This is a genomic window from Actinospica acidithermotolerans, from assembly GCF_018139625.1.
Classification (GTDB): Bacteria; Actinomycetota; Actinomycetes; order Streptomycetales; family Catenulisporaceae; genus Actinospica; species Actinospica acidithermotolerans.
Genome location: NZ_JAGSOH010000346.1, coordinates 1 through 457, shown reverse-complemented (window position 1 = coordinate 457; position 457 = coordinate 1). Strand labels below are relative to the sequence as shown.

At 65.6% G+C, this 457-nt stretch carries 1 protein-coding gene; it reads left to right on the top strand.

The genetic code is table 11. The features are described 5' to 3' along the window. Positions 1-457, top strand: a 457-nt coding sequence (locus KDK95_RS38045) for a zinc-binding dehydrogenase (RefSeq protein WP_372463437.1), incomplete at both ends; no start/stop codon positions are given.

Genomic DNA, 457 nt, shown 5'->3' with positions numbered 1-457 from the left:
ATTCGGGTATTCGCATCTCACCGGCGGCTATCCGGGCGGCCAAGCCGAGTATCTGCGCGTGCCGTTCGCCGATGCGACCGTCCAGAAGGTGCCGAAGGGGATCCCAGACGAGAAGCTGCTCTTCCTCTCGGACATCTTCCCGACCGGTTGGCAGGCGGCCGTCCAGGCTGACATCCAACCCACCGATACCGTGGCGATCTGGGGGTGCGGCCCGGTCGGCCAGATGACGATCCGCTCCGCCGTCCTCCTGGGCGCCGAGCAGGTCATCGCTATCGATCACCTGCCGGAACGGCTGGAGATGGCCGAGGCGGGGGGCGCCATCACGATCAATTTCGACGACGAGAACGTCGTCGAGCGGCTGAACGAGCTGACCGGTGGCGAGGGTCCCGAGAAGTGCATCGACTGCATCGGCATGGAGAGCCACGTCAGCCCCACCATGCCGGATACGGTCTACGAC